The sequence below is a fragment of the Kitasatospora sp. NPDC059795 genome (assembly GCF_042732175.1).
In the GTDB taxonomy this organism is placed as follows: Bacteria; Actinomycetota; Actinomycetes; order Streptomycetales; family Streptomycetaceae; genus Kitasatospora.
The window spans coordinates 880356-887488 of record NZ_JBHWID010000001.1 but is presented as its reverse complement, the minus strand read 5'-3'; the positions used below and the strand labels follow the sequence as shown (position 1 = coordinate 887488).

The 7133-nt window shown below is 70.8% G+C and carries 6 protein-coding genes and 1 pseudogene; 2 read left to right on the top strand and 5 right to left on the bottom strand.

Annotation, left to right across the window (positions count from 1 at the left end; genetic code table 11):
* Positions 1-142: 142 nt before the first annotated feature.
* Positions 143-1342: pseudogene (locus tag ACFV4P_RS03985) on the top strand (JmjC domain-containing protein).
* Entirely contained in the window at positions 1276-2091 is an 816-nt protein-coding gene (locus ACFV4P_RS03980; RefSeq protein ID WP_380467089.1) for an aldo/keto reductase, read from the top strand. Before ACFV4P_RS03985 ends, ACFV4P_RS03980 begins: the two are co-directional and overlap by 67 nt.
* 26 nt (positions 2092-2117) lie before the next feature.
* On the opposite strand, the gene ACFV4P_RS03975 is transcribed toward ACFV4P_RS03980, so the two are convergent.
* The 5 genes from ACFV4P_RS03975 to ACFV4P_RS03955 form a co-directional block, all read right to left on the bottom strand.
* A complete protein-coding gene (locus tag ACFV4P_RS03975; RefSeq protein ID WP_380467087.1) occupies positions 2118-2975 on the bottom strand; it encodes a hypothetical protein in 858 nt (285 codons plus the stop codon).
* Complete coding sequence (locus ACFV4P_RS03970; RefSeq protein ID WP_380467085.1) at positions 2972-3346, bottom strand: helix-turn-helix domain-containing protein; 375 nt, start codon at positions 3344-3346, stop codon at positions 2972-2974. Before ACFV4P_RS03970 ends, ACFV4P_RS03975 begins: the two co-directional genes overlap by 4 nt.
* A 216-nt stretch (positions 3347-3562) precedes the next feature.
* Positions 3563-3961: a hypothetical protein gene (locus ACFV4P_RS03965; RefSeq protein WP_380467083.1), complete on the bottom strand. Its 399-nt coding sequence runs from the start codon at positions 3959-3961 to the stop codon at positions 3563-3565.
* Positions 3958-4812, bottom strand: coding sequence for an IS5 family transposase (locus tag ACFV4P_RS03960; RefSeq protein ID WP_380467123.1), 855 nt, complete (start codon positions 4810-4812; stop codon positions 3958-3960). The genes ACFV4P_RS03965 and ACFV4P_RS03960 overlap by 4 nt, the downstream gene beginning before the upstream one ends.
* Positions 4813-5299: 487 nt before the next feature.
* Entirely contained in the window at positions 5300-7045 is a 1746-nt protein-coding gene (locus tag ACFV4P_RS03955) for an FAD-binding oxidoreductase (RefSeq protein WP_380467081.1), read from the bottom strand.
* Positions 7046-7133: the final 88 nt, after the last annotated feature.

The window sequence follows — 7133 nt, the reverse complement described above, 5'->3', positions numbered from 1 at the left end:
GCGGCGGGGGGGCCTCCCCCCCGCGTCGGGCCGGGCGCTGTACAATCAGCTGCCGTATTCCTCCGCTCGGGCCGGCCGCCCCGTCCCGCGGACCCGCCCCCCCCCCGCCCGGTCCGGCAACCGGAATTCAGGGGAGGTACACGTGGAACACAAACTGATCGGCGCCATCGAGACGGCGCTCGGATGGACGGGACCGGAGCCGATCGGCCACCGGTTCGCACGAGGCCACACAGCGAAGGAGGGACTCGCGGAACGGCTGCTCACCCCGTAGCGGCTCCTCGACCTGGTGATGCGGCGCAGCCTGTATCGGCCGCATTTCCGGGTGTTCCAGGAGCAGGTCGAGGTTCACCCGGCGGTCTACTTCACCGACAACGTCAGCCCTCGGGGCCAGAGCATCCCGATGGTCAACATGAACACGCCGGGACGGCTGCTCCGGGAGGGCGCGACGGTGATCCTCGATCAGGCGAACGTCGCGGACCCCACCTTGGAGGTGGCGTGCCGGGCGTTGCAGTGGTGGAGCGGGGAGCGGGTCCAGGTGAACGTCTACTGGACCGCCGGCGAGGCGGAGGGCTTCCCGTTGCACTGGGACGACCACGACGTCGTGGTGGTCCAGCTGGCGGGCGAGAAGGGCTGGGAGGTCCGCGGCCCGTCCCGGGTGGCACCCATGTACCAGGACGCCGATCCCAACGCCACGCCGAGCGAGGAGGTGCTGTGGTCCGGCGTGATGGGCGCCGGCGACGTGATGCACATCCCGCGCGGACACTGGCACCGGGCGGGACGTGCCGGACAAGGGGCCGGCGGCCATTCCCTGCATGTCACGTTCGGCATCACCAAGCGCACCGGCGCCAACTGGATGGCCTGGCTCGCCGACTGGTGCCGCGAGCAGGAGGTGTTCCGGCTCGACCTCGTCCGCACCCCGGGTGCCGACGACACCGGACTGCGCTCCGCCGCAAGGGAGTTGGTGGACCTTCGGACACCCGCCGAGTTCCTCACTGCCTACGAGCGCGCGGCCGGGCCCGCACGGCAGATCCCTCACCTGGACCTGTTCGGACCGCTGACCACGGCGGTGTGCACGACGAACTTCCGTCCGGAGATCCACTCGGCCGGCAGCACCGTGGAGGTGCTCGGCGCCGGACAGCGTCTCGTCTTCGCGGCCAAGGCCGAGCCCGCCCTGCGGCTGCTGCTCAGCGGGCGCCCGGTGGCGCTGACCGACGCCGAGGCCGCGGTCGGCACCGAAGCGCACGCGGTGGCCGCCCTGTTGGTGAAGGAGGGCCTGTGCGCGCCGCTGACCGACGAGTTGTCCTCGGGCTACACCGGTCTCGTCACGAACGCCGCGTCCTGACCGCCGCGTTGAACCTCGGTGTCACCGCGATCGACACCGCGTTCAACTACCGGGGTTTCACCTCGCACGCGACGCTCGCCGGCCTTGGCGACGACCTACTGTCCAGATTCACGCTCTCCACCAAGGTCGGCTACTTCCCCGGCCCCGGCGGCACCCACCACAGCCTCGATCCAGGCGACCTGCGGGCCGCGCTCGGCCAGGCCGTTCGCGATCTCGGCCGGGAGCCGGACGTGGTTCTGCTGCACAACCCGGAGGCGTCGCTCGGCGTCGGCGAGCAGGGCCCGCAGCAGTCGACTGCCGCATGCGACGTCCTCGCCGAGGCGGCGAAGGCCGGCACCTGCGCGACTTGGGGGATTTCGACGTGGGATCCGCGCGCCCTGGCCACGCTCGGGGCGCCGCTGCCCTCCACTCCCGAGGTCCTGATGGCCCGGTCGGGGCTGCTCGTCCGTCACGAGGTACTGGCCGCAGCCGAGTTCCTCGCTGCGGAATGGGGCATCGGTGCCGAGCGGCGGTGGGGAATGAGCCCGTTCGGGGGCAGTCTCGCCGATCCGCCTTGGCGCACGAGCGACCCTCGTCTCTTCCTGGCCGGTGAGACGACAGGGGTGACGAAGGTGCAGGCGGCGCTCCGGGTCTCCTTCGAGCTTCCGGCGGTCAGGGCTGTCGCGGTAGGCACCGACCAACCCGACCACCTGCGCGAGCTGGCCGATGCCGCTGGCCTGGCCATCGACACCGAACTCGTTGGGCGGTAACGGGACTTGCTGGCCACGCGGGCTGCTCACGCCCGTTGAAGTTCGTGAACCAGCAGCTCGGCCTCGGCCCGGGCGGGATCGACCCGAGGGTCGTCCGGGTGAGCATGAGGACCGGCGACCTTCGCCAGGACGAACAGCCGCATCACCTTGCCGTCCCGGCTCTCCAGGTCCGCCCGGCGTTCGCGCCGCACGCGGTCGGCGAGTGCCGGGACGGCGAGCGACGAGGCCAGCAGCGACGCCGAGTCCAAGCCCCGCGGTGCCAGGCCCCAGTCCTCCCAGTCGAACAGGCAGAACGACGGGCCGGTGACGTTCGCCCAGTTCAGATCCGCGTGCGCGGGGCGCCAGGACCCCACCTCCGTGTTCACGGCCAGCGGGAACGCGGACCGGATCACCTCGTCGACGTGCTGCTGGGTGATCGCCACGGTGTCTGGCGTCGCCACCCTCGCGGTGCACTGCCCGGCGAGCGCGTCGAGGGACGTGCCCAGGGCGGCCCACCAACTGCCGGGCAGGTCCGGCTCGGTGGCCAGAATCGCTGTGCCGACCAGCGCGGCCGGGAGGAGGGAGGTCTCGTCCGCCCGCCAGATCGCCCCGTCGCCCGGCTCGGGCCAGGCGACCGATCCGGTCCACCGGGGCATGGCCACACCGGTCAACGCGGCGGCGGTCTCGGTACCGGCCCAGCCCTGCTCGCGCGCCCTGTTCCAGGGGCGGCGCTCGATCCGGACCCAGGTCGAGCGGTCGGTGGGCGCTCCGGCCGTCCGGCGCTTGAGGACCAGACGGCTTCGATCCAGGGTCGTACCGAGGCGCTTCTCGACCAGTTCGAGAACGTGGCCGACCGGTTCCTTCCGAAGGTCCACCGGCCGGCTGGCCGTGTCAGCGAGCGTCATGCCGGCGACCGTAGCAGGCCGCTGTCGATCCGGGCCTCGCCCCGCACAGCATCGGCGGGCGGTCCACCGACGGCGACTGGCACAGAAGCCCCTGACCGAGGGCAGGCCTCACTGTCGCGCCCGTCCCGGCTGGCTGGGACTTCCGCAGCGCGAAGGGGAAGGCGGGCCAGGTCGGGCGGGGTTCCGATCGCGTCGAGGTAGCCGACGATCCGGTCGATGTGCGTCAGCCGCACCCGCCCCGACTCCAGCCGGGACAGGTAGCCCTGCGTCAACCCGGTGATGTCGGCAAGCTCGTCCTGATGAATCTGGAGGAGGTCGCGCAGGCGTCTGCTCAGCCCCCCGAAGTCCAGTTCGGCCAGGCTGCCGCGCACCGCCGCATCGCGCCACACCCACGCCGGCACTACGTCTACCGGCGCCTTGAAAGCTGTTCGCGCGCACGGACCGCACACCCTGTCGCCGGCGTTGTACCTGCTGAGCGCACAGCCGCAACGCTCGCACCGCCTTGCCCCCACTTCGACTTCCTCCAACTCCGAGCCCTGATCGGACACCACAACGGCTTGGGCAGTACGCCCAGTGCTGAGAGGACGTTAAGTCCGTTTCTGGAAGCGACCGCGTCCGGGTTGGTCGAGGAGTCCCTGACGAACGAGTCGTCCCAGGCGGGAGCGGGTGACGTTGATCGAGGGCTCGTCGGTGGGCAGGCCGAGGAGTTCGTGCAGGTCGCGAACCCGGAAGACCCGCCTGGGGTGTTCGTTGAAGGCGGTAACGATGCGCTGGTAGACGGTGGCGGTCTCCGCAGGAACCGGTTCGTGGTCGGGAAGGGTAAGGCCGTCGATGACCTTGCCGGTGGTGACGATCTCGGCGAGGCGGGCCTCGACCTCGGCCAGGGCGCCGATGAGTTGCTCGATCTGTTCGCGCAGGCCCTCGGCGCGTGCGGCGGTCTCATCGTGTTCAACCTGCAACAGCCGCAGGAGTTCGGTGACGTTCACGCAGCCGGCTCGACGTCGTCGCGCCAGGCGGGGCTGGGGGTGGTGAGACGGCGGAGCATGCCGGCGATGGAAGCCCAGTAGACGCGGGAGGCGGCGTTGTCGGGCCGGTGGTCGTAGTCACGGGCGAGGCGCCGGTGGAGCATGAGAGCGCCGTTGACCTGCTCGACCACCCACCGCTTCGGTTGCGGAACGAACCCCTTGCCCACGTCGTCGAGGTTGCGCCGGACCACCTCGACGGTAATGTCCTTCACCGCCCCGTGGATGATCACGGCGTCCTTGAAGCCCTGGTCGACCAAGGCCTTCTCCAGACGCATCCCGCACCGCTCGGCCGCCTGGTCCAGCAGGGCGATGCCGGCCTCGTTGTCGTGCGCGCCGGCGACCAGGACCACCACGCCGATGATCAGGCCCAGCACGTCGACGGCCAGTCCCCGCTTCCTCCCGGGCGTCTTCTTGCTCGCGTCCAGCCCCGTCGTCTCCTTCGGCACCCCGGCCGCCACGCGGACGGACTGGGTGTCGATGATCACCAGGGACGGGTCCTCCAATCGGCGGGCCCGCTCCCGCACCTGGCAGCGCAGGATCTCCTGGATCCGCTGGTCAAGACCGTCCTGACGCCACAGGGTGAAGTAGTAGAACACCGCCGACCAGGTCGGTAAGTCATGTGGCAGAAGTCGCCACTGACAGCCCGTCCGATTCTGGTACAGCAGGGCGTTCACGACCTCGCGCAGGTCGCAGGAGCCCGGGTCCCCGGTCGCCGACCGCGACACCCGCTCCTGCTTCCAGGCGGTGACCAGCGGCTCGATCAAGGCCCATTGTCCGTCGGACAAGTCTGTTGAGTACGGCATCCGTTCTATGCCGCGATCCCATCATGCACACGACATGCAAGTCGGCTCGAATGCCTCCACACCCACGAACGGGCGACACCAAATCATCCAGAAACGGACTTAACGTCCTCTTACATCTCCCCCGGTAACGCCGTCATCGTGCTCGACAGCGGACCGCCGGCGTTCCCGCCCTCAAGTCGAACCTGCCTGCGTCTCAAGGTCCAGCTGTGGATGTCGGCACCAGCACCACGGCTACCTGCACGTAGCCAGAACCCGGCCCGCACCACTGACGCAACGTCAGCTCAGGTCAGCAAAAGTCAGCATTGATCCGAGTACACCCTCGCGAATCTGCCGATACCTGAGGACCCGGCACACCGCACACCGGGCTCCGTCGGCGCTTCAGGCAGGCACTGTTGCTTGCCCATTCCTTCACAGCACACCACACACCCCTTCATTTGCCCCCTTCATCCCGATATGATCCCCCTACCGGATGTTCGACCTGGGCCTGCCCGACAGGTCAGTGCGGCAGTTCGATCGCGAGGGCGTGGCGGAACACGTTGCGCGGGTCCCAGTGGGACTTGACGCGTTGGAGGCGGGGGTAGTTGTCCTTGTAGTAGAGGGTGTGCCAGGGGGTGCCGGAGGTGTTCCAGGCCGGGTCCGCGAGGTCGGTGTCGGGGTAATTGATGTAGGAGCCGTCGCTGACCTCGCCGGGGACGGGGACGCCGCCGGTGTCGCGGTAGACGTCGCGGTACAGCTCGCGGACCCAGGACAGGCGGGCGGCGTCGTCGCTCTCGTCGGCCCAGATGCTGTGGTAGACGGCCTTCATCACGACGTCGCGCTGGGCGACGGCGGTGGCGTCGGGGCGGACGGCGCGGACCCGGCCGCCGTAGCCGACGATCAGCATGCCGCACTCGGCGCTGCCGGTGGCGTTGGTCAAGTGGCGGTGGATGGTGGCGAGTTGGGTGTCGGTGAAGGAGCGCTTCAGGTAGCCGGCCTTGCCCTTGTAGCGGCGGGTGATGATGGTGCCGGACTCGCCGTTGCCCGGCCAGGTCATGACGTACAGCCAGGGGGCGGTGGCGCTGCCGCCGTCGGGGGTGAGGCCGGTGCCGGCGTTGACGTGGGCGACGAACTCGTCGACCAGGTCGGCCGCGTGGGGGACGCCGGCGTCGATCTGCACGACCATGGAGAAGGTTCCGGCGTCCTGGTGGGCGAGTTGGAGGATCGCGTAGAGGGCGTCGTAGGGCGGGCCGGGGTCGCTGTGCTGCTCGTGCCAGGTGCAGAAGTTGCGGATCAGGGTGGTGACGGCCTGCTCGGTGGTCCTCTCCGGGTCCCAGGTCCATTCGATCAGCGCTTCGAGGATCTCGGCCGGGGCGGGCGGCAGCAGGCGGCGGGGGTCGGGCGCGACAGCCGCCCGGGCGGCGGCACCGGCACCGGCATCGGCATCGGCGTCGGCGTCGGCGTCGGGCGAGCGCAGCCAGTAGCGGGTGACCACGCCGAAGTTGCCGCCGCCGCCCCCGGTGTGCGCCCACCACAGGTCCCGGTTCGGGTCGTCGGGTTCGCGGGTGGCGACGACCGCCCGGGCGGTGCCGTCCCGGTCGACGACCACCACCTCGACGCCGTACAGGTGGTCCACCACCGAGCCGTACCGCCGTGAGAGCGGGCCGTAGCCGCCGCCGACCAGGTGCCCGCCCGCGCCGACCTCCGGGCAGCCGCCGGCCGGGATCGTCACGCCCCAGCCCTTGAACAGCGTCCGGTACACCCGGCCCAGGGTGGCGCCCGGCTGCACCTCGAAGGCCCGTCGCGACGGGTCGTAGCCGACGGCGTCCAGCTGCGAGAGGTCCAGCAGCAGCCGGATCTCCGGGTCCGTGGTGAAGTTCTCGAAGCAGTGGCCTCCGCTCCGCACCCCGATCCGCTTCCCGGCGCGGACGGCGTCTTGCACGGCCTGCACGACCTGCGCGGTGCTGCCGACCACCCGCACTTCGTCGGGATGCCCGACGAACCGGTGGTTGTCGCCGCGCAACAGGCTCTCGTACCGCGGGTCGCCCGGCCGCACCTGCGCGGGCCCGAAGGTCTCCGGGTCCCGGCCTCCCGGCGGCGGGCCGGCCACAGCGGCGCTCCCCGGGCCGGCCACAGCGGCGCTCCCCGGGCCCGCCGCGGCGGCGCTCCCCGGGCCGGCCGCTCCTGCGGCCAGGCCGACCGCGGCAGCGGCGGTCAGCAGGCCTCGGCGGTTCAGGTGCGGTCCGGGCGGGTTCTGCCGATGCATCGTCAATCTCCGAACGCCGAAGCCTCGTTGTGCCACCAGGATGCCCGGTCACGCGGGCCTCGGGAGGCGTCCGGCGGAACGTGTCGGC

What these genes read in the sequence shown, in the direction of transcription:
- ACFV4P_RS03975 (WP_380467087.1), bottom strand. Translation starts at nt 2,975, where the DNA reads ATGACGCTCGCTGACACGGCCAGCCGGCCGGTGGACCTTCGGAAGGAA.
- ACFV4P_RS03955 (WP_380467081.1), bottom strand. Translation starts at nt 7,045, where the DNA reads ATGCATCGGCAGAACCCGCCCGGACCGCACCTGAACCGCCGAGGCCTG.